We start from the raw sequence: 25610 nt of genomic DNA, 5'->3' as shown, positions 1-25610 counted from the left end.
AGCACTACCATCGAAAAGCCATTGCCCACGACAACCCCCACCAGAGAGGAAACATGGAGTCTCCTGCAATCTCGATTGGCCCACGTTCAGATTTTGCCCTTGCGCTCTCCGGCGGCGGCGTTCGGGCCATGACGTTTCACCTTGGCGTGCTCAAATACCTCGCCGAACAACAGGCCCTGGAACAGGTCACGCAGATTTCCACGGTGTCCGGCGGTAGTCTGCTGGTGGGCCTGATGCTTCACGAAAACCACGGCCAGTGGCCCGACTCCGCGACCTTCCTGCAACATATCTACCCCGCCCTGCAAGCCAGGCTGTGCTCACGCAGCCTGCTCTGGAGCGCCTTGCGCCAATTGTGCAACCCGCTGAATTGGCGCTTCCTGCTGTCCCGGGCCAACCTGCTGGCCCTGGCCCTGCAAAAGGAATGGGGAGTGACCGCCCTGCTGCCGGAGATCGCCGCCAAACCCGACTGGTCGATCAACGGCACCACGGCGGAAAACGGCAAGCGCTTTCGCTTCAAGCGCAGCAATATGGGTGACTACTCCATCGGTTACGCCAGCACCGCCGGCTTCCCCCTGGCCCAGGCCCTGGCGGTGTCGGCGGCGTTCCCCGGTGGCATCGGCCCGCTGTCGCTCAAGACCCGCGGTTTCAAATGGATGCAGCGCGAATGGGAAGCCCCACTCAACAGCGCCGTCGAGATGCGCTTGCCGTTCAAGAAGCTGCGGCTCTACGACGGCGGCGTCTATGACAACCTCGGCCTGGAACCTTTTTTCGACGCAGCTACCGGACAGACCAAGCGCTACGAATACCCGATCATTCTCTCGGACGCGGGCGCACCGCTGAAGCCGGGGTTTGACGCCGGGGTGCTGAGCCCCTGGCGACTCAAGCGCCTGGCCGACATCATGTCCGACCAGACCCGGGCGTTGCGCAGCCGGACCTTTGTCGAATACCTGAAGAAAGCCCCGGGACGCGGCGGTTACCTGAGTATCGCCAGCTCCCTGATCGACTCGTTCAAAGGCAGCGATGCGGCCTTTGCCGCGGGTTTCCCCACCACCCTGAATCGCCTCAAGCCCGAGGTGTTCGAGCGGATCGCCCGACATGGCTATGCCGTGGCGCAAGCGACCGACCGGGAGTACCCGCTACTGCCCGTGGCCTCGAAAACAGCGGAGCTCCTCGTGCTCTCGTAAAGCCGCAACAGTCAGGGCAGCGCCAGCACGCCCAGGCTGGCACTGATCACCAGGGCGGTGCCGACAAACTGCATCGGGATCATCGGCTGGGCCAGCACCACATAACCGGCCAGGGCACCCACTGCCGGTTCGGCGCTCATCAGGATGCCGAACGAAGACGCCGGCATCCGCCGCAACGCAACCATCTCCAGGCCATAAGGCAGCAGCGGTACGAACAAGGCCAAGCCCGCGCAGCTGGCGATCTGCAACAGCGGCGGATGGCCGCCGCTTTGCCAAAGCCCCAGGGGCGTGGCAATCAGGGCAGCGGCCAGCAGCGATACCGACAACCCTTCAAAGCCCTGGAACAGCCGACCGACCTTTTTCATCATCAGGATATAAGCCGCCCAACCCGCCGCCGAACCGAACGCCAGCAACACACCCAGTGGCTCGCCGATCCAGCCCTCCTCATTACGTGCCAGCAGCAACACCCCGGTTACCGCCAGCAAAGGCCAGATCAACGCTCGCCAGCTACGTACCCCGAGGCTGGCCACCAGCAATGGACCGAGAAACTCGATGGCGATCGCCAGCCCCAGTGGAATGCGCTGGATCGCCGCGAAGAAACAGGTGGTCATCACCGCCATCGCCAGGCCAAGACTCCCGGCGGCCAGCCAGCGTGACAGCGAAAACCGATGCAGGCGCGGCCGCACCAGCAGCGCAAGAACCGCCGCCGCCCAGCACAGGCGCAGCCAGGTGGTACTGAAGGTGCCATAAGTCTCCATGGTCGGCGACGACAGCGCCGCGCCGAACTGGACAAAGAGCATCGACAGCACGCAGAGCATGGCCGCCCATAACAGCGTGCGGTGGTGTGTCCTGCCGGTATCGGAGAGCGGTAGTCCGGTGGCATTTTCCTGCATGCTGAAGTCTCCTGTGAATGTCGAGCCATCCTAGCCAGTCGCAGAGACTTCAAATAAGCTGATATTTCTTATCCAGACTTCACGAATATTGATAATGCGCGATCTCGACAGCAGTCTGTTGCGAACCTTCGTCACCGTCGCCGAAACCGGTGCGGTGGGCACGGCCGCCCGGCGCCTGGCACGCACCCAGGCCGCGGTCAGCATGCAGTTGCGGCGGCTGGAGGAAGACCTCGAACGCCGCCTGTTCGACCGCTCGCCACGGGGCCTGCGCCTGACCGAGGCCGGCCACCTGCTATTGCCTTACGCCCACAGCATTCTTGGCGCCGGGACCGATGCCCGACGGGCCTTGTCCGCCAGCCAGATCGCCGGCACCGTGCGCCTGGGTCTGCTCGAAGACATTGCGGTGGGCAGCCTGCCCCGGGCGCTACGGCGCTTCTCCTCAGCCTATCCACACATTTCCCTGGAAATCGTGATCGACAGCAGCGTGGCCATGTCCGCCAAGCTGGCGGACGGTACCCTGGATGTGATCATCGGTGACGCCTCGGCGATCACTGCCCAGCCCCAGGCCTGCTGGACCCAGTCGTTGTTCTGGGTCGGGGCTCGCGGCCTGGCCCTACCCGCCGACCTGAGCACCCAGAGCCTGCCCCTGGTGACCTTTGGCGGTGGCTGCCTGTGGCATGGCCAGGTGGTGAAAATCCTCAAGCGGGCGAACATCCCCTGGCGCGTGGTCTGCAGCAGCACCAGCCTGCCGGCGGTACAGTCGGCGGTCGAGGCCGGCCTGGGCATCACGGTGTTGCTGGAAGGCAATATCCGCAGCGAAAGCATGCGTGTACTGGGCCCGGCCGATGGCCTGCCGGCGCCGCCCATCGTCGATTTCGCCCTCTATGTCCGCCGGGTACCGGCGGTCCAGGTCGCCGCGGTCCAGGCGCTGCAAAGCTTCCTCGGAGAAGAGTTGAATATCATCATGCCCCGGTCGCTGACTTCGGAAACGGCAGGTGCTCTTGCAGAAAGTCAATAAACGCCCGCAGCTTGGGCACCACGTGCCGACCTGAGGGCCACAGTACATTGAATTGACCGGTTTCCTGGGTGAAGCTGTCCAGCACGGTAATCAGTTCACCATTTTCCAGCTCCCGCGCAATCAGGAAATCCGCCACGTAAATCAGCCCCAGGCCCTCAACCGCGAAAGCCGTTCGACCATCCTGGGCATTGCAGACCATCGAACAGGGCAACCCCGCTTCGGCGTCCTCTCCAGCCCCCGACAGCATCCAGCTCTGCAGCTTGCCGGTCAGGGGGTAACGAAAATGAATGCAGGCATGGGCCCACAGATCCGCAGGCGTGAGTGGAACCCCGCGCCGGGAGAAATAGGCCGGTGAACCGGCGACCAGCATCCGAAAGCCCCCCAGCGGTCTGGCACTGAGCCCGGAATCCTTGGGTTCCCCGGTCCGGATCACCGCATCGAACCCCTCCTCGATCACTTCCACCACCCGGTCGGTAAACTCCAGGTCGAGCTGGATATCCGGGTAGCGTCGCTGGAATTGGGTAAAGACTGGCAGAAAGGGCTTGCCGATCATCGGCAGGCTGATACGCAGCCGCCCCTGGGGCATCGACGATAGCTGCGACAGCTCGGCGTTAGCGGCGTCCAACTCCCCAAGTACCCGCTTGCAGCGCTCCAGATACAGCATCCCTTCGCCCGTTAGCGCGATGCTCCGGGTGCTGCGATGAAACAGGCGCACGCCGAGCTTTTCCTCCAGCCGCGCCATGCTCTTGCTGACCGCCGATGCCGAAATCCCCAGAAAGCGTCCGGCCGCCACGAAACTGCGGGCCTCGGCGGCCTGCACAAACACACCGATTGCACTCAGACTGTCCATACCCACCCCATTAATGACTCCAGAGTCCATTCTAAACGGATCTACAAACCATTTTTCCAGTCGATGTTCATCGCTATCGTCTACACCTACTCAACTGGAGCACCGTGATGGACAAGATATTCGTGATCAACGCCGGCACCCCTTATGCCTTTGCCAAAGGCGACTTGAACCGCAGCCTGCATGACACCGCGGTCAGCCTGCTGACCTACTCCGGGTACGAGGTCCGCTCCACCCACCTGACAGAGGGTTACCGGGAGGAGGAAGAAGTCGCCAAGTTCCTCTGGGCCGATGCGATCATCTATCAGATGCCGGCCTGGTGGATGGGCGCGCCCTGGACACTGAAGAAATACATCGACGAAGTCTTCACCGTGGGCCATGGCCAGCTCTATGCCAGCGATGGGCGCAGCGCTGAAACCCCCTCCCTTGGTTATGGCTCCGGAGGGCTGCTGCAGGGTCGCAAATACATGATCTCGGCAACCTGGAACGCCCCCAGGCACGCTTTTGAAGCCGAAGATGATTTTTTTGAAGGCAAGGATATCGATGCCGTCTACTTCCCGTTCCACAAGGCTCATCAGTTGATCGGGCTGCAAGCGCTGCCGACCTTCGCCTGCTTCGACGTCGTGAAAAACCCCGGACATGAGAACGACCAGCTGCGCTACAAGCGACATCTGGAGCAGGTGTTCAACACTCGATAAGCGTTGTACATGCCACCTGCCACTCATGACAAGGAAGTCGTCCAAGGTATGGAAAAGAACAGATAGATGTTTACAACAATCTATAATCTGAAGGATGCTAAGCCAATCACCGCATCCCTTCAGGAGCCCCCCCATGCCCCGCGTCTCGCGCAAACAGGCCGAACTCAATCGCGAAAGCATCACCGACGCCGCCGCGCGGCTGTTTCGTGAGCGCGGTCTGAAAAGTCTGAGCCTGGTAGAGGTGATGGGCGCCGCCGGCCTGACCCATGGCGGTTTCTATGGGCATTTCGAGTCCAAGGAAGCCCTTGCCGCCGAGGCCTGCAGCCGCAGCTTCCAGCAGTCGACCGAGCGCTGGCGGCAGAAGGCCGAGACCCTGGGCCACGGCGAAGCGGCGCGCCAGTCCATTGTCGAGCACTACCTCAGTACGAAACATCGCGACACGCCGGGCGAAGGCTGCCCGGTGGCGGCCTTCTGCGGCGACCTGGCCCATGAAGACCCCGGGACCGCGCTGCATCGCAACTACGTCAAGGGCCTGGAGACACTGCTCGACACCTACGCCTCACTGCTGGGTACCGACGACCCGCAGGTCCGGCAAAAAGCCCTGGTGCAGCAGGCGCTGCTGGTCGGCGCCCTGACCCTGGCCCGTTCGACCCGGGGCCAGGCACTATCGGACGAGTTCCTGACAGCAGCCAGGGATTTCCTGCTGGCCGAAGCGAGCTGAAAATCAGCCCACCGCCGTCAGTTCGAAACAGAACACCGCGCCCTTGCCCGGAATCGACAACAAGCGAATCTGACTGTCGTGCAATTGCAGGATGCGCCGCACAATCAGCAACCCCAGGCCGCCGGAACGCCGGTCGCCGTCCTGGTTGAACGGCCGGCGGAACAGGTTTTCCAGCAAGCTCGGGGCAATCCCCGGCCCGGTGTCGCTGACCGTGACCTGAAGCTTGCCGCGGCCATGGGTCAGCGCCACCTCGATGGTGCCGCCTTCGGGGGTATGGCGCAGGGCGTTATCGATCAGGTTGGTCAGGACCCGCTCGATCATCCCCAGGTCCGCGCTGACCATCGACGCCCCACGGGGCAAGACCGCCAGCAGCTTCGACTGGCGGGTCTCGGCCATCAGTTCGAACTTCTGGAACACGTCCTGGATCAGGTCGCTGAGGGAAAAATCCTCGACCTGCAGCCGCACCGCGCCATGCTCCAGGCGCGCCAGTTCAAACAGCGCCTGGGCCAGTTGCCCGACCTTGCTGCTCTGGGCCAGGGCGATCCCCAGGTAACGTCGACGCTCATCCGGTGCCAGCACCGCGTCCTTGAGGGACAGTGTTTCCAGGTAGCCGTGCAAGGACGCCAGGGGCGTGCGCAAGTCATGGGAAATATTCGCCACCAGCTCGCGACGATCCTGGTCGAGCTGGGTCAGGCTGCGCCACTGTTCGCCGATGCGCGTGGCCATCTGGGCAAAGCTGGCTTCCAGCACCTCGATTTCATCGCGACGCCCGGCTCCGGACCGGGACAACACCGGCAACTGCGCCGGCGCGGCATCGGTATCAAAGTCACGCATGGTCTCGGTCAGGCGGCGCAGCGGACGGGTGATCAGGCGGAAGGCGATCAGGCCGGCGATCAGCCCCAACAGAGCCACCAGGCTCATGGCCCACAAGGTGGTGCGCAGCACCGAACTGGCCGACACCTGGGCCGCCAGGCGATCATGCTCTTCGCCCTGGAGGACTACGTACAGATAGCCCAGTTCCTTGCCGCCACCGCGCAAGGCCGCCGCGCTGAACACCTTGCGCCCGTCATCGCTGCGCGGGTCGTCACCGAGGATCGGCAGCGGCTGGCCGTCGAGCAGGCGGCGGATCGGCGCCAGGTCGACGTGATCGCGGCGCAGGTGGCCTTGGGGCGCGGCATCGCCGGTGATCTTGCCGCTGGGTGAGAGCAGATAGACTTCCACGCTCGGGTTGACGTTCATCAACTGGCCGAACAGCGCACGCACGCCCTCCATGGTCAGGCCTTCGGTGCCCACCAGCCGATTGTCCAGGGCAATGCTCTGGGCCAGGTCCCGGGACAGTCCCTGGACCACTTCCTTTTCATGCATGTCGCTGGCCCGCACCTGCAACCACACCGAGGCCCCGCAACAGGCCAGCAGCAGGATGGAAAAAGCCAGGGACAGGCGCTGGGAAAGGGTCAGGTTCATGACGGGCGACTCACCGGCGAGAAACGATAGCCGCGACCCCAGACCGTGAGAATCCGCTCGGGTTGCGCCGGGTCGACTTCGATCTTGGCCCGCAGGCGATTGATATGGGTGTTGACCGTGTGTTCATAGCCGTCGTGCTGGTAACCCCAGACCTGGTTCAACAGGTCCATGCGCGAATACACGGTGCCGGGGTTTTTCATAAAGAAATGCAGCAGGTCGAATTCCCGTGGGGTCAGGTCCAGGGACTTGCCGTCGACCCAGGCTTCACGGCTCAGCGGATCAAGGCTGAGGCCGCCCTGCTCCAGGGTCCCGGCCTCGATTTTCAGGCTCTTGGCCAGGGCATCGACCCGCCGTAGCAAGGCCTTGACCCGCGCCGCCAGTTCCAGCATCGAGAACGGCTTGGCCAGGTAATCGTCGGCGCCCAGTTCCAGCCCGAGCACCCGGTGCATCTCGCTGGAACGGGCACTGGTGATAATGATCGGGGTGTAGCGCGCCATGGCCCGCGCCTGCCGGCAGATTTCCAGGCCATCGACGCCCGGCAGCATCAGGTCGAGGATCAGCGCATCCCAGGAGCCCTTGCTCAATTGCGCCAGGCCCAGGTTGCCGTCGGCGCAGTGGGTGACCTCATACCCCTCGTCCCGCAGGTGCAGGCTCAGCAAATCCGCCAGGTGCAGGTCATCTTCGACGATCAGAATGCGTTTGGGTGAATCCATGGGCAACCTTTGTGCTGGTAATCGGCGAAAACGACGCCTGAATCATTGTGCCGGATCGCCAAGAGGCAATGTTCACAAATAAGTTAAGTTTACGGGAGGATTTGGCGACCCCCGCCGCTCAACAATGAAAGCCTGATCAATCACCGTGGACGCGACGCCATGTCCTCCAGAAGACGCTTTCTTGTTTCCAGTGCCGCCACCCTCCTCGCCGCCGGTTTGTTCGACTGGCGCGCCGTCGGCGCCACCTTCGGCAGCGGCAGTCGTTCGGCCGACACCGGCGAGACCTTCGAAGTCAGCCATACCGACGCCGAGTGGAAATCGATGCTCAGCGATGAGCAATACGAAGTGCTGCGCCATGAAGGCACCGAGCGGCCGTACAGCAGCGCCCTCAATGAGGAGCACCGCGCCGGCGTGTTCGCCTGTGCCGGCTGCAGCCTGGCGCTGTTTTCGTCGGCCGCCAAATATGACAGCCGCACCGGCTGGCCAAGTTTCACCGCACCGCTGGAAAGCGCCGTGGCCACCCGCCGCGACACCTCCTTCGGCGTCTCCCGGACCGAAGTGCATTGCCACCGTTGCGGCGGCCACCTGGGCCATGTCTTCCCCGACGGACCGCAGCCCACCGGCCTGCGTTACTGCATGAACGGTGTCGCCATGACCTTCGCCCCCGGCGCGGCCTGATTCCCACGTTTCGACAAGGATTCCATCATGTTCCTGCTTATCCTGGCCTACCTCGGCGGTCTTCTGACCATCCTCAGCCCCTGCATCCTGCCGGTGCTGCCGTTCGTCTTCGCCCGCTCCGGCGAGCCGTTCCGGCGCAGCGGCCTGCCCTTGCTCTGTGGCATGGCCCTGACCTTCGCCCTGGTCGCGACCCTGGCGGCGGTCGGCGGTGGCTGGGTGGTGCAGGCCAACCAGTACGGCCGTTGGCTGGCCATGGCGCTGATGGCGTTTTTTGCTATTACCCTGCTGTTCCCGCACCTGGCCGAACGCCTGACCCAACCCTTGGTGGCGGCCGGTGATCGGCTGTCACGCTCGGCGCAAAGCCATGACGGCTCGCCCAGCGCGCGCTCGTCCTTTGTACTCGGCATCGCCACCGGCCTGCTGTGGGCGCCCTGCGCCGGGCCAATTCTCGGGCTGATCCTCACCGGTGCCGCCCTGCAGGGCGCGAACATCGGCACCACCCTGTTGCTGCTGGCCTACGCCGCCGGTGCCGCGACCTCCCTGGCCGGCGCGCTGCTGATCGGTGGCAAGCTGTTCAGCGCGATGAAGCGCAACCTCGGCACCGGCCAATGGCTGCGTCGCGGCCTGGGTGCGGCCATGCTGATCGGCGTGGTCGCCATTGCCCTGGGCCTGGACACCGGCATCCTGACCCGGGTGTCCACGGTCGCCACCTCGGGCCTCGAACAGAAGCTGCTCGACAACCTGACGCCGAAGAAAGCCCCGGAACAGGGTGGCGCCATGATGGCGGCGGTCAACAGTGACGCCGGCCAGCCGAGCGGCAGCATGATGGCGATGGCGGCCAAGACCGGTGGCGCGGAACGTGCGCTGCCGGTGGAGGGTACCCTGCCGGACCTGTCGGGCGCAGTGCAGTGGCTCAACTCCGCACCGCTGAGCGCCGCCGAACTCAAGGGCAAGGTGGTACTGATCGACTTCTGGACCTACTCCTGCATCAACTGCCTGCGCAGCCTGCCCTACGTCAACGCCTGGGCGCAGAAGTACCACGACCAGGGCCTGGTGGTGATCGGCGTGCATGCACCGGAGTTCGCCTTCGAACGCGATATCGACAACGTCCGCCAGGCCGTCGGCAAGCTGGGCATCCAGTACCCGGTGGCCATCGACAACAACTATGCCATCTGGCGCGGTTTCAACAACCAGTACTGGCCAGCCCACTACTTCGTCGATGCTCAGGGTCGTGTGCGTTATCACCACTTCGGCGAAGGCGACTACGAAGGCTCCGAACAGGTGATCCAGCAGTTGCTGAAAGAAGCCGGCCACCAGAACGTCTCCGGCGGCATGGTCAGTGCCCAGGCCCAGGGCGTGATGCAGCCCGCCGACGAAGCCGAAGTGAAATCGCCGGAAACCTACCTGGGTTATGACCGCGCCGAGAACTTCGCCTCGCCGGGCGACCAGGTGGCCGACCATCAGAAAAACTACGTCGCACCGAAGCAACCGACCTTGAACCAGTGGGGCCTGGACGGTCAATGGACCGCCCATGCCGAACAAGTGACGCTCAACCAGGCCCCGGGCCAGGTGGTCTATCGCTTCCACGCCCGTGACCTGCACCTGGTGCTGGGCCCGGCGTCGGATGGCAAGCCGGTGCGCTTCAAGGTGCGTATCGACGGCGCCATGCCCGGCGCCAACCACGGCACCGATACCGACGCCAACGGCGAAGGCAAGGTGACCGAGCAGCGTCTGTACCAACTGGTCCGCCAGGCCGGGGACGTCAGCGAACACACCTTCTCCATCGAATTTCTCGATCCCGGCGTACAAGCCTACGCCTTTACCTTCGGTTGATCGCCACAAGGATAAACACCATGAGCAAGCCAATCCTGCAACAAAAAACCAGGTCTCCGCTGCTGATACTCGCCGGGATCGCTACCCTGTCCCTGTCGGTGCTGATATTCCAGCGCCTGGCCTGGTCGGCGGAGGATGCGGTGCAGATCGCCCCGCCGGCGCTGGATCAAGCGGCCGGCGCCAGCGGCAAGGCCACGGCGGTGTTTGCCGGCGGCTGTTTCTGGGGCGTCCAGGGGGTGTTCCAGCATGTGCGGGGGGTCGAGAATGCGGTGTCGGGTTATACCGGCGGCGCGGCGAATACCGCCCAGTACGAATCGGTGGGAGAAGGTTCGACCGGACACGCCGAGTCGGTGCAGGTGACCTATGACCCGAGCAAGGTCACTTATGGGCAACTGCTGCAGGTGTTTTTCTCGGTGGCCCATAACCCGACGGAGCTCAACCGTCAGGGGCCGGACAGCGGTACGCAGTATCGCTCGGCGATTTTCCCGATGAATGCCGAACAGGAAACCATCGCCAAGGCCTATATCGCCCAGTTGGATGCCGCCAAGGCATTTCCGGCGGCAATCGTCACCCGGATCGAGGACGGCAAGGTCTTCTATCCGGCCGAGGGTTATCACCAGAACTACCTGACACTGCACCCAAACGCGCCGTATATCGCCGTCAACGATCTGCCGAAGGTGGAAAACCTCAAGCGTATGGAACCGCAGCTGTATCGGGCTGATCCGGTGTTGGTGCCGAACGTCAACTGACGGCGGGCAAGATCCTGGGTGGGATTCCAGGTAAGAATCCCCCCAATCCGATAGTCAGGCCGTCATGGCCCGATTCATGGCGACCATCTCTTCGTGTGTAAAATTGCCACCGGGAGCCATGAATATGGCTAGAAGTGCATCCCGGTTTTGAGGCGCCCTCATTTTGTCCGCCGCACACAAGGCCGATTTCAACTCTGGCAATTTCAGTTCGGTGCAGTAGCCAGGTGTACCTGGTTGCTGACGCCATGAATGTTCGAGGCTTCCAGCGGCAAGCGCGGTAAAGCCGGTATCCTCTACAAGATCCTGCGCGATTGCCTCCGCATTGATGTCATCGCCAGCTACAGGCAGTGCGATGCGTGAGGGAGACCCAACTGGTTGGCCGTGGTCGGCAAGAGTCGCCGCAAGAACGGCATTCCATGCCTTAACGACCGGGCGGCCAATCTGCTCGCTGACCCAAACGCTCTCTAGCTTACCGTCATCCACCTCTTTAATTGCGCCGTCTCGTCCCGGATAGTAATTGGAAGTGTCAATGACGACGACCCTCTTGGGAAGGTTACTCAACGTTTGCCGGAGATCCGGGTACTTTGCAAAGGGGATCGAGAGGATAACGACATCCACATCGGACACAGCATCTTCCTTTATCACCGCGTGGACACCGATTTCATTGGCAAGGTCCTGAAGGGTATGAGGACTCTTCGAATTTGCCAGTTTGACTTCATGGCCGCACGCAGCGAGTTTACGGGCAAGGGTAGCCCCAATGTTGCCAGCGCCGATGATTCCGATTTTCATTTCAATAACATCCTCACCTACAAGCAATAATCAAGCTATTGGCGCTGCCTATCCATCATTCTGCCGGTGGTTTGTATCCCGCAAGCATTTTCAATACCTCATCATGTGAACCGCTCGCTTCAGCAAACCGTAATGGCTTGGCGCGCTCGACGACAAGTTCTTGTGGGGTCGGAGAGATCTCGAGCAGTTCGAATATTTCATTCAGGAACTCGTCCAGGGGCATGGCGTGTTCGTCATTTTCCTGCCCAAGCAAAGTGGTGCGTACCCCCGGCGGCGCAAGCTCGATAACCTCGACTGACGAGGCCTCTAGCTGCACTCGAAGACTTTGAGTGAACGAATGAACGGCCGCTTTGGTTGCGCTGTAGGTAGGTGTCGAAGGCAGCGGGACGAATGCCAACGCCGAACTGACATTCACAATCGTTGCACTGGGCTGCTTGATCAGTTGGGGAGTAAATGCATACACCATGCGAATCGTGCCGAGTAAGTTCGTTGTCACGATGTCTTCGGCTGTGCTCAGGTATTCCGGATCAGTCAGGTCCTCCCAGTGCATGATGCCAGCGTTGTTTATGAGAACGTTCAGATTTGGGTGACTGATCGCAAGCGCCTCGCTGTTGCGCTGGATGGATTTGGGATCGGAGACGTCCAGCAATACTGAATCAATGCCTGGGTGTTCCGACACGATCTTGTCGAGCAGCGCCTTGCGACGTCCCGCGATGATTACTTTATTGCCCGCCTGGTGAAGCCGGAGCGCCAGGCCAAGGCCTATGCCTGAGGTGCCGCCAGTAACCAGAATCGTATTGCCAGTGCCGTTCATAGTAAACTCCAGGGATGGTACGTAAGCGGACAACTGTCCACTTACAAAACGTACCGGACAACTGTCCGTTTTGCAATGCAGAAAAGGAAAGATTTTGCTCATGAATGACGAATTGGTGATGCGTTCTGACGCCAAGAAAAACCGGGAACGAATACTGGAGGTCGCTGTGGTAGAGCTGACTATCGATCCTGCGGTTGCGCTGAGCACGATTGCGAAGAAAGCTGGGGTGGGACAGGGCACGTTCTATCGCCACTTCGCTACCAGGGAGCGCTTGGTATTCGAGGTCTATCAATTCGAAATGCAACAAGTGGCCTCGTTGGCGGAACAGCTGCTCGCCACGAAAACACCTAAGGAGGCCCTCCGAGAATGGATGGACTGCCTCGCTGAATATGCAATGACAAAGGCGGGACTCGCGACCGCCATACGACAAGCGGCCTCTACCTACGAGTTTCCAGGGAAGTCGGGATACGTGCCAGTCCAGGCAGCAGCTGAGTCGCTTTTGAGGGCTAATGAAAAGGCCGGAACGATTCGCAGCGGGGTGACGAACGACGACTTTTTTCTAGCCATTGGCGGAATATGGCAAATAGATTCCCAGAGCGAATGGCGCCCACGTCTCTCCAGACTGATGAACCTGGTGATGGATGGCCTATGCGCAGGCAGCCCCGAAAGCCTGAAGAAGAATAACCTGTAGCATTTAAAAACCAGACAATAGTCGGAGCATTTGCGCATTAACGAGGTCTCCAGGTCGCCACCCTTCGAGCCCCATAGGCAAATTTTCCAAAGCCCGCTGTGCCATTGTATTGCGTCCAGCCGATCAGCAAGAGGACAGGTCAAAGTCGTCAAGCCGCATGACCTCCAGCCCGCCGTAATTGTTGTACTGAATGCGTTTCATCATGCGTCTCCAGACTCCAGTAACGATCAAGGTAGTCACGGAGACGACTCTATAGAGCTATGTGGACAGTTTTTGTCACCATTCGATTGATCAGGTATAGCGCCGCTTGTCAGCAGCCGGTGGGAAATACTGGTACAGCCAGGTTTCGCTCAAGGTGCGGTCACGGGTGCGAATAAACAGCCGCAGTTCCACCGGGTCGACCCGATCGTCGCTCGGGTACCAGTCGAACGTCACCCGATAACCGTTGATTTCGTCCAGTTTGAGGACATCGATATCCTTCACCTGACCGCAGGACGTCGTCACCACCGGCTCGATCTCGGCCCCCAGGGACAGACGCTCCAACCCTCCGCCGGTAAAGTCCACGGCAAAGCGCCGGGCCCAGACCTCGGGGTTGTGCTCACCCGGCGCCCAGCCCTCGACAAAGCCGCCCATGCCCGAACGGGTCGCGTGCACCCGTGCCAACGGCGTGCCCACCGGCGGCATCGCACTCCAATACAGCTTGTAGCCGTAATTCAGCGAAGCCCCCGCCGCCACCGGTTCCTTGGGTGTCCAGAACGCCACGATATTGTCCAGGGTCTCACCCGTGGTGGGGATTTCCAGCAAGTCGACGGAGCCCTCGCCCCAGGCCGTGGTCGGCTCGACCCACAGGCTCGGACGCCGGCTGTACCAGTCCACGGTGTCCTGGTAGCTGGCGAACTCATGGTCGGTCTGCACCAGGCCGAAGCCCTTCGGGTCCTTGTCGACGAAGGCATTGAACTGCAAGGTCGCCGGGTTGTTCAGCGGCCGGCAGATCCATTCGCCATTACCGCGCCACATGGCCAGGCGGTCAGAGTCATGGATCTGCGGGTGAAGGGTGTCGCACATCCGCCGCTCATGGGTGCCGCAACTGAACATGCTGGTCATCGGCGCGATGCCCAACTGCTCAATGGCGGTACGCGCATTGATATGGGCATCGACCGCCATCACCACCTGCTCGGCCTGGCAATCGATATCGAAGCGATAGGCACCGGTGGCACTCGGCGAATCGAGCAAGGCATAGACCACAAAGCGGGTGCTGTCCTTGTCCGGGGTTTCGAACCAGAAATGGGTGAAGTCGGGAAACTCCTCGCGCTTCTTCCCATAGGTATCGATCGCCAGCCCCCGCGCCGACAAGCCGTATTGCCCGGTCTTGTCCACAGCCCGGAAGTAGCTGGCGCCGAGGAACGAGACGATGTCGTGCTGGTCGATTTCCGGGGCCTTGAACAGCTTGAAGCCGGAGAATCCCAGGTCGCCCTTGAGGCGCGACGGGTCGATGCCGCTGCGGGCATAGTTGAACAACGCCGGGCGGAAATGCACCTCGCGGGCCTGGCGCGTCTGCGGGTCGACGCTGTACATGCGCACCGGCTGCTTGAACCCCATGCCGACATGGAAGAATTGCATGTCCAACTGGCCCTTGAGCTCGTTCCACAGCGAGTGCCGGGCATCGTACTGAATGGCGTTGAACTGCTGCGGGGTCATGTCCGCCAGGGACTGCGGCAACACCTGGCGGGTGCTGACATAGTCCTTCGCGGCGAGTTTTTTCGCGTGGACCTGCAGTGTCTCGAAGTCGAAGTGTTCTATCTCGCCATCCGCGGTGGCGGCAAGCGCCCGGGCCGCGAACAGACCGCTGGCCGACAGGCCGGTATAGGCCGCCAGGGCCATGGAAGCTTTCAGAAGATTGCGGCGGTGCATAAAAAGACCTGTACAGGAGCTGCCGGACATCCGGAACCCTTGGGCGCCGGATCAAAAGAAGCGCTCGTTCAAGACTGCGAACGAATGCGGCTACAGGTAACAGATAGCAAATCCCGGTGACGGTTCGCAACATCCTACAGAAAACTTACTGACAGCCTTTATTCAGCCAAGGTGTGGCTATATGTTTCCAGCCTCTCTGGTAGACCCGAGGCACCTTGTTAATGGCTGCCCGAGGCGCATGAAGATTTGTTCAGAATGTTTTCATGCGCTTCTTGGCACACTTGCCCACTTGTTTTGAAGGTCCGTCGAGGCAACCCATGACCCGCATCCTGACCATCGAAGATGATGCTGTAACCGCCAAGGAAATAGTGGCAGAACTGAGCAGCCACGGGCTTGAAGTCGACTGGGTCGACAATGGCCGTGAAGGCCTGGTTCGCGCCGTCAGCGGTGACTATGACCTGATTACCCTGGATCGCATGCTGCCGGAGCTCGATGGCCTGGCCATTGTCACCACGCTGCGAACCATCGGGGTGGCCACGCCGATCCTGATGATCAGCGCCCTCTCCGATGTCGACGAACGCGTACGCGGCCTGCGCGCCGGCGGCGACGATTACCTGACCAAGCCCTTCGCCTCCGACGAAATGGCCGCTCGGGTCGAAGTGCTGCTGCGACGCAAGAGCCCGGCACGGGAATTCGAAACCTCGCTGCGGGTGGCCGATCTCGAGCTCAATCTGATGACCCGCGAAGCCTCCCGGGCCGATCAACTGTTAAGCTTGCTGCCCACCGAATACAAGCTGCTGGAATTCCTGATGCGCAATACCGGGCAGATCCTCTCGCGGATGATGATTTTCGAGGAAGTCTGGGGTTATCACTTCGACCCCGGCACCAACCTGATCGACGTCCATATCGGTCGCCTGCGCAAGAAAATCGACAGTCAGGGCCTGGCACCGCTGATCCGTACCGTGCGAGGCTCGGGTTATGTCATTGCCGAACCCCTCTAGAGGTTGGCGCTCCTCCACCAGCAGGCTGCTGGCGCTCTACAGCTTCCTGTTCGTGGCGTGGAGCTGCAGCCTGATGGGGGTGCTGTACTACGAAGTTTCCGGTTACCTGAGTACCCTCGCCCGCCACTCGTTGATGCAACGCCAGCACCTGTTTTCGCGCTTCCAGGGCCAACCGCTGATGGAAGCGCTGACCACCAGCATGACCTTCGACATGCGCGGGGTCGACGCCTACGGCCTGTTCAACGAGCAGAAACTGCACCTGAGCGGACCGATCCAGGAAATCCCCGCCGAGTTACCCCTGGACGGCCGGATCCATGAGCTGGCGGACTGCATCGACTCCGACGACCCCAACCTGCCCCAGGACAGTTGCGACGCGGTGGCCACCCAGACCCACGACGGACGCTGGCTGGTGCTGGTACGCGACAACGGCTCGTTGTTCGGCGTGACCCGGATTATTCTCCATGCCCTGTTCTGGGCGGTATCACTGACCATCCTGCCCGGCGTTGCCGGCTGGCACCTGCTGCGTCGCCGACCGATCCGGCGGATACGGGCGATCCAGGCCAGCGCCGAGTCGATCATCGCCGGCGACCTGGGCCATCGCCTGCCGCTGTCGAACCGCCGCGACGAGCTGGATATGCTGGCGGCGATCGTCAATGCCATGCTCGACCGGATCGAGAAGCTGATGCACGAGGTCAAGGGCGTCTGCGACAACATCGCCCATGACCTGCGCACCCCGTTGACCCGTTTGCGCGCCCAGTTGTACCGGATCCAGCAACAGACCGTCGACGGTTCGCCCGAGTCCTTGCAACTGGATGGGGTGATTGCCGAGACCGATACCTTGATGGCGCGCTTTCGCGGTTTGTTGCGTATTTCCGAGCTGGAAGACCATCAACGGCGCTCCGGTTTCCTGGTGCTGGATCCCTTGCCGTTGCTGTACGAGCTGCATGATTTCTACCTGCCGCTGGCCGAAGAAGCGGAGATCCACCTGCGCCTCGAAGTGCCCGAGACACTGCCGGCGATCACCGGCGACCGGGCCTTGTTGTTCGAAGCCCTGGCCAACCTGCTGAGTAATTCGATCAAGTTCACTCCACCGGGCGGTGAAGTGGTATTGAAGGCGAGCTTTGATGCGGGCAGTACCCGCATCGAAGTCCTCGACTCCGGCCCCGGTATCCCGGTGGCCGAGCGCGAAGCGGTGTTCCAGCGGTTCTATCGCTGCGACGAAGGCGCCCAGCACGGCGGCTTCGGCCTCGGCCTGTCGATTGTCGCCGCCATCGTCAACCTGCACGGCTTCACCCTCGACATCGACAGCAGCGAACAGGCCGGCGCGCGCTTGATCCTCAATTGCCGGGACAGCCTGATCACCGTGGACTGAAGCCAAGGGCCAAGCCTTGGGTTCAGTCCGGGAAATTGGCCTTCAAGGCCGCGAGGCCGTCGGCATAGATCCCGTGGAACAGCTCCACCGCTTCCTCTTCGCTGACGCCCGTCGGGGTGAAGATCCCCGCCCACTCGACGATCGAGGTGTGCGGATCATTGCCTTCGCGGACCTGCATCGTGGCCAGGTAGTCGGCCACCGGGAAGGGCTGCTCGATAAAGGAATAACTGTAGCGCCGGGCGCGATTGTCGAACGCTTCCAGGCGCTCGACGATCCGCACGCCGTCCGCCGTGTGCAAGCTGCGCACACGCCCGCCTTCGCTGAGGCGGCTTTGACGAATGAACGGCAGCCAGTCAGGCAGGGAGTCGAACCCACCCATCAGTTGCCAGACCTGCTCCGGTGGCGCACCGATTTCGAGGGTGACGGATGTTGCGGCCATGAATAATCTCCAGGGATAAGTGGGTAGCCGGTCCGATCCCGACGCTGGAGACTCTGACGCCAACGACGTTACCGGACCGTTTTTTTGTTTCAGACCAGCGGCAACGGCGCATTGCCCGCCACCAGCCCTTCATCACGCAACGCCTGCCAGAACGCCTGCGGAATCTGCTCGCGCAAGGCCGCCACATCTTCGGCGATCCGCCCTGGCCGGCTGGCGCCGGGAATCACCGCCGCCACGGCCGGGTTGGCCAGGGAGAACTGCAAGGCCGCCGCCTTGAGGCTCACCCCGAAGCGTTGCGCGATGGTCTTTATCCGTTCAACTTTAGCCATGATTTGTGACGATGCCGGTTGATATTCGAAATGCGTGCCGCCGGCCAGCACTCCTGAACTGTAAGGACCACCGACAACGATATCGACTTGCTGGGCCAGCGCCTCGGGCATCAAGCGTTGCAGGGCCCGCTCGTGATCCAGCAGGGTGTAACGCCCGGCCAGCAGGAAGCCGTCGGGCTGCGCTTCGTCCAGTTGCAGGGTCAGCTCGCACGGTTCGACCTTGTTCACCCCCAGGCCCCAAGCCTTGATCACACCCTCATCGCGCAGGCGGCTGAGCACCCGGAACGCGCCTTTGCGCGCCTGGTTGAAATACTCCAGCCATTCGTCGCCGTAGAAGTCCTGGGCAATATCGTGCACCCAGACGATGTCCAGACGGTCAGTCTTCAGGCGTTCGAGGCTGCCCTCGATGGAGCGCAGCGTAGCGTCGGCCGAGTAGTCGTTGACCATCTTGTTCGGACGGCCATGCTCGAAGACCCCGGCCTTTTCGCCCAGGTCACGGGCGGTGACATCTTCCACTTCATCCAGCACCAGCCGGCCGACCTTGGTGCTGAGCACGTATTGATCCCGTGGGTGCTTGGCCAGGGCCTCGCCCAGGCGGATTTCCGCAAGCCCCGAGCCATAGAACGGCGCCGTGTCGAAGTAGCGTACGCCCTGGTCCCAGACCGCATCGACGGTGGCCATGGCCTCTTCCTCGGGAATGGCGCGGAACATGTTGCCCAGCGGGGCGGTGCCGAAACCCATGGTGCCCTGCAGTTTGTCTCTGATGCTCATCGTAATGATCCCTTGAATGGAAATGATGAATCCGCCTCACCCACTGGGGTGACGCGGATCTCGCTGTCGGGATCAATGCTAGGTTGCAGACTTTTGACCGTCCAAGACATAATTTGCACAACTTGAGTCCCGGAAGGTCTGACATGATTGATCTACGCCAGCTGCGCTATTTCGTGGCGGTCGCCGAAGAAGAGCACGTCGGGCGTGCCGCCGAGCGCCTGCATATTTCCCAATCGCCCCTGAGCCGGCAGATCGCCCAGTTGGAGGAGCGCCTGGGCCTGACCCTGTTCGAACGCAGCCTGCAACGCATCCGCCTGACCGCCGACGGCCAGACCTTTCTCGCCGAGACCCGGGCCTTCCTGACCCATGCCAACCGGCTGGAGTCCCTCGGGCGGCGGCTGGGCCGGGGTGAAGAAGGTGGCCTGTGCATCGGCTATATCGAGAACGCCATGCATTCGGGCGTGCTGCCCCAGGCCCTGCGCAGCTTGCGTGTCGATCGGCCGGATGTGCATATCGCGCTCTACAGCCTGAATTCGGCGCAGCAACTGGAAGGCTTGCGCCAGCGCAGCCTCGATATCGCCCTGGTCAGCGAGCCGCCAGCGGCAGATGACCCGGACCTGAACAGCGCCCGCGTGCTCAACGACCCCATGCTCCTGGCCCTGCCCGAACGGCATCCGCTGGCACAACTGAGCGAGTTGAGTCCGGCGGACTTTCTGGAGCAGGAATGGATTGCCGTGCAGCATCCCCTGCGCACCGGCAAACAGGACGATTTCGTCCAGGCCTGTATCAAGGCCGGATTCAATCCCAATGTCCGGTTGCAAGCCAATGAACCGCTGACGGCGCTGGGACTGGTGGCGGCGGGACTGGGCTTGACCATGATCCAGCAGAGCCTGCGACACAACGCCCCCCAGGGCGTGGTGCTGCGGGAATTACCCTGGATGATCTACACCACGCCCTTGTGGGCGGCCTGGCATCGGATCAACCTGCGACCGCTGGTGGCGACTTTCAGGGAAGTGCTGGTGCGGGACGCGATCCAGGCCGACCTGCCGGCGGCGGACTAGATGTCCATGATCTTGGCGGCAAAGGCATTCCAGCCGGCCGGTTCCTGGATCAATGCCTGGTAGTTGTGCGAAAAGCCGCCCATCACGCCACGCCGGGTCATGAGTTCACGGACGATGGCGGTTGCCGGCCCGCTGCCACTGCCTTTCAACAGGCTCTGTTCCTGATAGGCGCGCCAGTGCAACTCCATCGCAATGACCTTGCACAGCGCCGACTCCTGGGCCAGCACGCCGGTATTTTTAACCAGCAGACCGAGTTTGATCGGGATGCTGACGGCCAGGGATACCCCGCCGGGAATGGCCGCCAGGCTGAACCCGACGCCGCGATTGAACAACTTGTGGCTTTTCATGAGTTTCAACAGTTCAAACCACTGGCTCAGGGTTCTACTTTGTCGACAGTTCCTGGCCATTTCAGCAAAACGATACAAGTGCACGATTGAAGCCCCGGCGGAACTACCATCGCGAATCAGCGCATAAGGGTTGACCGGCAAGACCGTGCTTCCGAGTGATGCCGCCGTCCCGGTAAAAGACTGCACGTAATTACGCACTTTACGATGGTGTAACAGGTGCTTGGTCTTGGGCGAAGGCCGCGAGACACCGTTCACCGTGAAATAGGGATTATCCACCAGGGCCGAAGACGCTTGCCCCATCTTGTAGGACCCCACCAGCGGCGCCACGGTGGCCCCCGCACCATGGGGGACCAATCCGGACAATGCGAGGGCAGTGTCCATGATCAGGCTATCCACCTTGAAACTGTATTGGGAAAGTTCTTTCAAGCTCGCGGCAAAATTATCCTGCTCCACACCCATATCGGCCTACCTCTCGTGTTTAAAGATCCGGTTTTTTTAATCAACATATCAGTCCCGAATACCATTCAACGAGGTAAAAAAAGGCCAATGTATTACCTGAATTTTCCGTTTATTTAAAAACGCAAAAGGCAATAAGAAAGGTCCTATATATCCTGCGCACCTTTGCAAAAACCAACTATTTCCCGAGCAGTCTGAACAAGGTCTCCAGGCTTTGGCGAAGAGGGCCGGAGTTATCCAGCAAGTTCAGCGAAGGATCGTCCGCCGCCAGCAGCGAGGCGGTGAATTCGGCATTGCGCGCCAGGCGCGCCTCGATCTGCGGCAAGCTCTCCCGCCCCCGCGCCAGCAGCCGTTCACGCAGGACCGCCTGGTCCACGGTAAGCAGGATCACCTGTAAGTCCGGATAACGCCCGCGGGCCTGGGGCAGATAGCCCCGCGAACCGTTGACCAGCACATCCAGGCCGGCGGCCAGCCAGTCGTCGACCAGGCGCGGGATGCCGTAACACAGGCCGTTGGCCTGCCAGCTCATGGCAAAGGCCCCCTGGGCCTGCATCGTCGCGAATTGCTCGGCGCTGACCGACTGCGCCGCCTCCCCCAGCGCCTCGGCCGAACGGGTGATGACCCGCCGGGCAATCCGGCAGCCACGCGCGGCCAGGGGTTCGCGGGCGGCATCGAGCAAACTGTCCTTGCCCGAGCCCGAAGGCCCGATGAGATAGATCAATCGGCCGGCCATCCACAGTCCCTCACACATTGTCGCGCGCACAGTACAACACTCGCGGCGATCATGGCACTGGCCGCAAGGCTGTTCGAAGACGGACAAGGTGCAGGGGGTCATGGCCGCTCGACAAGCCGCAACGCCCAGCCTGGGCCGGGCGAATGCAGCTGCCTCAAGCCGGGTTGCGCGCCGCCAGTCGGGAGAAGCTCGCCAGGCAAGCCACGGCGGCAAAGCCGGCACCGATATACAGCGCCAGGATCGGCCCCGAGTGGCTCGACAAACCAAAACTCAGGGCCACCAGCGCAGCGCCCGTGGACTGGCCGAGCAGGCGCGCAGTGGCGATCATTCCGCTGGCACCACTGCTGCGCTCACGGGGTGCGCTGGTCATCAGGGCCTTCTGGTTCGGCGACTGGAAGAAGCCGAAGCCCAGGCCGCAGATCACCATGCGCACGCCGATCTCCAGGGCGCTCGGATCCGCCGGCAACATCGCCAGGGACAACATGCCCAGCGACAGCACCCCCAGGCCGATACCGCCGAGCAAGCCCGGCGGGTAACGATCCGACAGGCGTCCGGCAAACGGCGCGATCAAGGCCACCACCACCGACCAGGGTGTCATCAGGTAGCCGGTCTGCACCGGATCACGGCCCAACACCGTCTCGAAGAAAAACGGCAGCGAGACAAAGGCCAGGCCCTGGGTGGCGAAGGAGCAAACGGCGGTCAAGGCCGACAGCGCAAACATCGGGCGCTTGAGCAGATCGATCGGAAACATCGGCGCCGGATGCCCGGCCTCGCGGCGCAGCATCAGGCCACCGGCACAGACACAGACCAGCAGCGCCAGGCAGATCGGCAGCGCGCCAGCAAACTGCGCGCCCTCCCCCAGCGCATAAATCAGCGAACCGAAGGTCACGACACTCAGGCCGGCCGTGCCCCAGGCAAAGCGCTGGCCGTTGGGCGGTGTATGGGGCAGCGACGGAATGGCCATGGCCAGGGCGATCAGGCCAATCGGAATATTCACCCCGAACAGCCAGGGCCAGGTGGCCACGGACAGGATCAACGAAGCCACGGTCGGCCCGGCGGCGAACGACATGCCCACCACCAGGGCATTGAGGCCCATGCCCTTGCCGAGTTTTTCCGGCGGGAACAGGCTGAAGATCAGCGCCGCGTTGACGCTCATGATCGCACTCGCCCCCACGCCCTGGAGGACCCGGGCCAGGGTCAACTCGGTCAAGGTGCTCGACATCGCACAGAGTGCCGACGACACCGTGAACAACACCAGGCCGAACAGGTAGATCTTGCGATGGCCGATCACGCCGCCGAACGAGGCGAAGGCCAGGATGGTCGCCACCGCCGACAGCTGGTAGGCGTTGATGATCCACACCGATGCAGCCGGTGTGGTGTGCAGGCTGGTGGCGATGGCCGGCAGCGCCGTATTGGCGATAGCGGTGTCCAGCGAGGCCAGGGCGATGGAGATCAGGATCGCCAACATGCCACTGACCTGACGCGATAAACGCGGCCTGAAAATTCCCGATAACCCGCTGATCGCACACCCCCGAAACCCGCTGTACAGAGCGGATCATAGCTTTTTGCCAAATACCGATGACGACGTTTTGCTGAACCACGGCTGTACGATATCGAGCGCGGGTTCAGGCGGCGTCTGCGCCCATGGTGATCCCCTACCCTCACTTGATAAACTAGGACTTTCTTGGATCACTCCCAATAAAAGGTTGGCAATGGACGTTCTGGCAAGCATGAAGGTCTTCGTCAAGGTGGTCGATCACGGCAGCTTCAGCGCCGCGGCGCAATCCATCGGGATTTCCTCGACCATGGTCGGCAACCATGTCCAGGGCCTGGAGAAGCACCTGGGCACGCGCCTTCTGCATCGCACCACCCGCCGCCAGAGCCTGACAGAGATCGGCCAGGGCTATTACACCCAGTGCCTGGCCATCCTTGGGCAGATCGAACAGGCCGAATTGATTGCCCGGGAACAGCGCGCCCATCCCCGCGGCCGATTGCGCGTCAGTGCGTCGCCGACCCTGGCCTCGGACCGGTTGATCCCGGCCATAGCCGCCTACCTCAAGGCCTACCCGGAAGTGGATATCGAGTTGAAGTTCAACGATCGGGTGGTGGACCTGGTGGAGGACGGTTTCGACCTGGTGTTCCGTTACGGCGAACTGCCCAGCAGCGGCCTGGTGGGACGTCTGCTGAGCAAGAACCGGCGCATTGCCTGCGCCTCGCCGGCGTATTTGAAGGCCCACGGTACACCGCGGGTGCCGGCGGATCTGGCGCAGCATAACTGCCTGGTATTCCTGCGGGCCACACCGCAACGTGACTGGTTGTTCCACGGTGCGAGCAGCGAAAGCGTCCGGGTGCAGGGACAGTTCTCGGCCAACAACGGCACGGCGTTGATGAACGCCGCGATGGAAGGCATCGGCATTGTCCTGCTACCCCATACGCTGGTGGAAGACGCCCTGAAGGACGGGCGCCTGGTACACCTGTTGCCGGATCATGAGACCCTGGATCGACCGCTGCATCTGGTCTATCTGCCGGACAAGCAGATGACGCCGAAGTTGAGCAGTTTTATCGAGTTCATGGTCAGGCGGTTTGCCTAGGACGACCTCACAAAGAAGACCTCAAGCCGAGCCCGCTCGCCACATTGTTGGCCATGCGGCACATGGAAACATCTAGTATTAATTCGCCGGACGCATCAATCCATTCTAAAAATGCACTTATCAAATCTATAGCGCTGCTCCAGTATCCCGGCCAATAAAAATCTGCACTGCGATGCAGGCCATAAAAATGCTGGAGACCTTTCACGATGCACGCCACAACACCGACCGCCAGTTCCGCCCGTGCCAAGGCGGGCGCGGTATTTCGCGTTACCTCGGGCAACTTCCTCGAACAGTTCGACTTCTTCCTGTTCGGCTTCTACGCCACCTATATCGCCGCCGCCTTCTTCCCCGCCAGCAGTGAGTTCGCCTCGCTGATGATGACCTTCGCCGTATTCGGCGCCGGCTTCCTGATGCGCCCGCTCGGCGCGGTGATCCTCGGTGCCTATATCGATGACGTCGGTCGGCGCAAAGGCCTGATCGTCACCCTGTCGATCATGGCCAGCGGCACCATCCTGATCGTGCTGGTGCCCGGCTACGAAAGCATCGGCCTGCTGGCCCCGGCCCTGGTCCTGATCGGTCGCCTGCTCCAGGGCTTCTCCGCCGGTGCCGAACTGGGCGGTGTCTCGGTCTATCTGTCGGAAATCGCCACACCGGGGCGCAAGGGTTTCTTCACCGCCTGGCAGTCCTGCAGCCAGCAGGTCGCCGTGGTGATCGCCGCTGCCCTGGGCTACGGGCTGAACCAGTGGATGTCGGCCAGCGTGGTCGCCGATTGGGGCTGGCGCATCCCGTTCCTGGTCGGTTGCATGATCGTGCCGTTTATCTTCCTGCTGCGTCGCAACCTGGCGGAAACCGAGGAATTCGCCAAGCGCAAGCACCGTCCGGGCATGCGCGAGGTGTTCAATACCCTGGCGCAGAACTGGGTCATCGTGGTTGCCGGGATGCTGATGGTCGCGCTGACCACCACCGCCTTCTACCTGATCACCGTGTATGCGCCGACCTTCGGCAAGACCGTGCTGCACCTGAGCACCGCCGACAGCCTGTTGGTGACCTTGCTGGTGGGTGTTTCAAACTTCTGCTGGCTGCCCCTGGGCGGCGCCCTCTCCGACCGTATCGGCCGCCGTCCGGTACTGCTGACCATGTCCGGCCTGACCCTGGCCACGGCCTATCCGGCGCTGTCGCTGCTGGTCCAGGCGCCGACGTTCACCAGCATGTTGCTGGTACTGCTGTGGTTCTCGTTCCTCTACGGGATGTACAACGGCGCGATGGTTGCGGCCCTGACCGAGATCATGCCGGTGGAAGTCCGGGTGGCCGGTTTCTCCCTGGCCTACAGCCTGGCAACCGCGGTGTTCGGCGGTTTCACTCCGGCGATCTCCACCGCGCTGATCCAGTACACCGGGGACAAGGCCTCGCCGGGCTACTGGATGAGCTTTGCCGCACTCTGTGCCCTGTGCGCAACGCTGTTTCTCTATCGCAAGGCCAGGGTGCAGTTCCAGCCGGCGGTGTAAGC

General features: G+C 62.0%; 25 protein-coding genes. 13 read left to right on the top strand and 12 right to left on the bottom strand.

Translation table 11 applies throughout. The features are described 5' to 3' along the window. Positions 1-53: 53 nt before the first annotated feature. The gene (locus M5C56_RS11795; RefSeq protein WP_103495170.1) at positions 54-1184 is read left to right on the top strand and encodes a patatin-like phospholipase family protein; all 1131 of its coding nucleotides are present in this window, start codon (positions 54-56) and stop codon (positions 1182-1184) included. 11 nt (positions 1185-1195) lie between these two features. On the opposite strand, the gene M5C56_RS11790 is transcribed toward M5C56_RS11795, so the two are convergent. Further along, positions 1196-2077 carry an EamA family transporter gene (locus tag M5C56_RS11790; protein WP_103495169.1) on the bottom strand — a complete coding sequence of 294 codons (882 nt, stop codon included), beginning with the start codon at positions 2075-2077 and terminating at the stop codon, positions 1196-1198. Between the two features lie 94 nt (positions 2078-2171). Between M5C56_RS11790 and M5C56_RS11785 the strand changes: the two genes are divergently transcribed. Then, positions 2172-3095, top strand: a complete 924-nt coding sequence (locus M5C56_RS11785) for a LysR substrate-binding domain-containing protein (RefSeq protein ID WP_103495168.1) — start codon at positions 2172-2174, stop codon at positions 3093-3095. Here M5C56_RS11785 and M5C56_RS11780 read toward each other — a convergent pair. Further along, positions 3040-3945 carry a LysR family transcriptional regulator gene (locus tag M5C56_RS11780; protein ID WP_103495167.1) on the bottom strand — a complete coding sequence of 302 codons (906 nt, stop codon included), beginning with the start codon at positions 3943-3945 and terminating at the stop codon, positions 3040-3042. The genes M5C56_RS11785 and M5C56_RS11780 overlap by 56 nt on opposite strands. 107 nt (positions 3946-4052) lie before the next feature. Here M5C56_RS11780 and M5C56_RS11775 point away from each other — a divergent pair, with 107 nt between their 5' ends. Further along, complete coding sequence (locus tag M5C56_RS11775) at positions 4053-4640, top strand: NAD(P)H-dependent oxidoreductase (protein WP_103495166.1); 588 nt, start codon at positions 4053-4055, stop codon at positions 4638-4640. 133 nt (positions 4641-4773) lie between these two features. Continuing rightward, on the top strand, positions 4774-5361 hold the full coding sequence (locus M5C56_RS11770; protein WP_103495165.1) for a TetR family transcriptional regulator: 588 nt from the start codon (positions 4774-4776) through the stop codon (positions 5359-5361). A gap of 3 nt (positions 5362-5364) precedes the next feature. On the opposite strand, the gene M5C56_RS11765 is transcribed toward M5C56_RS11770, so the two are convergent. Beyond that, a complete protein-coding gene (locus M5C56_RS11765) occupies positions 5365-6825 on the bottom strand; it encodes a HAMP domain-containing sensor histidine kinase (RefSeq protein WP_103495164.1) in 1461 nt (486 codons plus the stop codon). Beyond that, positions 6822-7538 (bottom strand): response regulator transcription factor, encoded by a 717-nt coding sequence (locus M5C56_RS11760; protein WP_103495163.1) that lies wholly within the window; start codon positions 7536-7538, stop codon positions 6822-6824. The genes M5C56_RS11765 and M5C56_RS11760 overlap by 4 nt, the downstream gene beginning before the upstream one ends. 159 nt (positions 7539-7697) lie before the next feature. Between M5C56_RS11760 and msrB the strand changes: the two genes are divergently transcribed. From msrB to msrA, 3 genes are read left to right on the top strand one after another with little or no spacing between them, the layout of a single operon-like run. After that, positions 7698-8216, top strand: coding sequence for a peptide-methionine (R)-S-oxide reductase MsrB (gene msrB / locus M5C56_RS11755; RefSeq protein ID WP_103495162.1), 519 nt, complete (start codon positions 7698-7700; stop codon positions 8214-8216). 27 nt (positions 8217-8243) lie between these two features. Further along, on the top strand, positions 8244-10049 hold the full coding sequence (locus M5C56_RS11750; RefSeq protein ID WP_103495161.1) for a cytochrome c biogenesis protein DipZ: 1806 nt from the start codon (positions 8244-8246) through the stop codon (positions 10047-10049). 20 nt (positions 10050-10069) lie between these two features. Then, positions 10070-10798 (top strand): peptide-methionine (S)-S-oxide reductase MsrA, encoded by a 729-nt coding sequence (msrA, locus tag M5C56_RS11745; RefSeq protein ID WP_103495160.1) that lies wholly within the window; start codon positions 10070-10072, stop codon positions 10796-10798. A gap of 54 nt (positions 10799-10852) precedes the next feature. On the opposite strand, the gene M5C56_RS11740 is transcribed toward msrA, so the two are convergent. After that, positions 10853-11593 (bottom strand): NAD(P)-binding domain-containing protein, encoded by a 741-nt coding sequence (locus tag M5C56_RS11740; protein ID WP_348648042.1) that lies wholly within the window; start codon positions 11591-11593, stop codon positions 10853-10855. 49 nt (positions 11594-11642) lie between these two features. Next, positions 11643-12401, bottom strand: a complete 759-nt coding sequence (locus M5C56_RS11735; RefSeq protein ID WP_103495158.1) for an SDR family NAD(P)-dependent oxidoreductase — start codon at positions 12399-12401, stop codon at positions 11643-11645. Between the two features lie 100 nt (positions 12402-12501). Between M5C56_RS11735 and M5C56_RS11730 the strand changes: the two genes are divergently transcribed. Then, complete coding sequence (locus M5C56_RS11730; RefSeq protein ID WP_247263124.1) at positions 12502-13092, top strand: TetR/AcrR family transcriptional regulator; 591 nt, start codon at positions 12502-12504, stop codon at positions 13090-13092. A 291-nt stretch (positions 13093-13383) separates the two neighbouring features. On the opposite strand, the gene M5C56_RS11725 is transcribed toward M5C56_RS11730, so the two are convergent. Next, positions 13384-15003 (bottom strand): glucan biosynthesis protein D, encoded by a 1620-nt coding sequence (locus M5C56_RS11725; RefSeq protein WP_103495157.1) that lies wholly within the window; start codon positions 15001-15003, stop codon positions 13384-13386. 317 nt (positions 15004-15320) lie between these two features. Between M5C56_RS11725 and M5C56_RS11720 the strand changes: the two genes are divergently transcribed. Together M5C56_RS11720 and M5C56_RS11715 are read left to right on the top strand one after the other, a co-directional pair. Then, entirely contained in the window at positions 15321-16004 is a 684-nt protein-coding gene (locus M5C56_RS11720) for a response regulator transcription factor (RefSeq protein WP_100943330.1), read from the top strand. After that, the gene (locus tag M5C56_RS11715; protein ID WP_103495156.1) at positions 15982-17376 is read left to right on the top strand and encodes a HAMP domain-containing sensor histidine kinase; all 1395 of its coding nucleotides are present in this window, start codon (positions 15982-15984) and stop codon (positions 17374-17376) included. The genes M5C56_RS11720 and M5C56_RS11715 overlap by 23 nt, the downstream gene beginning before the upstream one ends. A gap of 22 nt (positions 17377-17398) precedes the next feature. Here M5C56_RS11715 and M5C56_RS11710 read toward each other — a convergent pair whose 3' ends face one another. Further along, positions 17399-17815, bottom strand: a complete 417-nt coding sequence (locus tag M5C56_RS11710) for an SRPBCC family protein (protein WP_103495155.1) — start codon at positions 17813-17815, stop codon at positions 17399-17401. A gap of 89 nt (positions 17816-17904) precedes the next feature. Next, positions 17905-18915, bottom strand: a complete 1011-nt coding sequence (locus tag M5C56_RS11705; protein WP_103495154.1) for an aldo/keto reductase — start codon at positions 18913-18915, stop codon at positions 17905-17907. Between the two features lie 143 nt (positions 18916-19058). Between M5C56_RS11705 and M5C56_RS11700 the strand changes: the two genes are divergently transcribed. Beyond that, positions 19059-19976: a LysR substrate-binding domain-containing protein gene (locus M5C56_RS11700; protein ID WP_103495153.1), complete on the top strand. Its 918-nt coding sequence runs from the start codon at positions 19059-19061 to the stop codon at positions 19974-19976. Here the strand turns inward: M5C56_RS11700 and M5C56_RS11695 are convergent. From M5C56_RS11695 to M5C56_RS11685, 3 genes are all read right to left on the bottom strand, one after another. Continuing rightward, positions 19973-20704: a hypothetical protein gene (locus M5C56_RS11695; RefSeq protein ID WP_247263125.1), complete on the bottom strand. Its 732-nt coding sequence runs from the start codon at positions 20702-20704 to the stop codon at positions 19973-19975. The two genes, M5C56_RS11700 and M5C56_RS11695, sit on opposite strands and share 4 nt — an antisense overlap. Positions 20705-20957: 253 nt before the next feature. Continuing rightward, complete coding sequence (gene phnN / locus M5C56_RS11690; protein WP_103495151.1) at positions 20958-21512, bottom strand: phosphonate metabolism protein/1,5-bisphosphokinase (PRPP-forming) PhnN; 555 nt, start codon at positions 21510-21512, stop codon at positions 20958-20960. A 154-nt stretch (positions 21513-21666) separates the two neighbouring features. Further along, positions 21667-22980: an MFS transporter gene (locus M5C56_RS11685; protein ID WP_103495150.1), complete on the bottom strand. Its 1314-nt coding sequence runs from the start codon at positions 22978-22980 to the stop codon at positions 21667-21669. Positions 22981-23224: 244 nt separating this feature from the next. Between M5C56_RS11685 and M5C56_RS11680 the strand changes: the two genes are divergently transcribed. Both M5C56_RS11680 and M5C56_RS11675 read left to right on the top strand, forming a co-directional pair. Continuing rightward, the gene (locus tag M5C56_RS11680; RefSeq protein WP_103495149.1) at positions 23225-24103 is read left to right on the top strand and encodes a LysR family transcriptional regulator; all 879 of its coding nucleotides are present in this window, start codon (positions 23225-23227) and stop codon (positions 24101-24103) included. A 206-nt stretch (positions 24104-24309) separates the two neighbouring features. Continuing rightward, positions 24310-25608: an MFS transporter gene (locus M5C56_RS11675; protein WP_103495148.1), complete on the top strand. Its 1299-nt coding sequence runs from the start codon at positions 24310-24312 to the stop codon at positions 25606-25608. Positions 25609-25610 lie beyond the last annotated feature (2 nt).

The organism is Pseudomonas sp. MWU13-2862 (genome assembly GCF_023242495.1).
GTDB classification, from domain to species: Bacteria; Pseudomonadota; Gammaproteobacteria; order Pseudomonadales; family Pseudomonadaceae; genus Aquipseudomonas; species Aquipseudomonas gingeri_D.
The sequence above is the reverse complement of the archived record's forward strand: the minus strand, read 5'-3'. Positions and strand labels throughout refer to the sequence as shown.